The following is a 518-nucleotide window of genomic DNA, read 5'->3' as shown; positions in this document are numbered from 1 at the left end:
CGAAACAGCACGCCGTGGGGCAGGATCACCGCCCCCTTGCCGCGGCTGTTGAGGCTCTTGATGATGTGCAGCAAGAAGGCGTAATCGCCATTTTTCTCCGGCGGTACGCCCCAGACAAAGCGGCCAAACTCATCGTGCTCGGCATCCAGGCCGCTGGTCCAGTTCTTGTTGGAGAAGGGCGGGTTGGCCACGGCAAAGTCGAAGCACTTGAGCTGGTTGTTGCCCTCCTTCCACTGGGGCGCGGCCAGGGTATTGCCCTTCCAGATCTTGGCGGTCGGGTTGTCGTGCAGGATCATGTTCATGCGCGCCAGGGCGCTGGTGGCGTTATCCATCTCCTGACCGTAGATGGTGAGCCCCTTGGGTCCCGCCTCGTCACTGGCCTTGAGCAGCAAGGAGCCGGAGCCGCAGGTGGGGTCGTAGACGGTGGCATCTTGCGGCGTCTGGCGACTGATGCCGATCACCTTGGCCAGAATGCGCGACACCTCGGCCGGGGTATAGAACTGCCCCTTGGACTTGCC

General features: G+C 62.7%; 1 protein-coding gene. It reads right to left on the bottom strand.

The window, feature by feature from the left end:
- The coding region (locus tag AACR93_RS02970; RefSeq protein WP_043852240.1) for an HsdM family class I SAM-dependent methyltransferase at positions 1-518 on the bottom strand (518 nt) is incomplete at both ends.

Source organism: Aeromonas sp. L_1B5_3, assembly GCF_963866575.1.
In the GTDB taxonomy this organism is placed as follows: Bacteria; Pseudomonadota; Gammaproteobacteria; order Enterobacterales; family Aeromonadaceae; genus Aeromonas; species Aeromonas jandaei.
The sequence above is the reverse complement of the archived record's forward strand: the minus strand, read 5'-3'. Positions and strand labels throughout refer to the sequence as shown.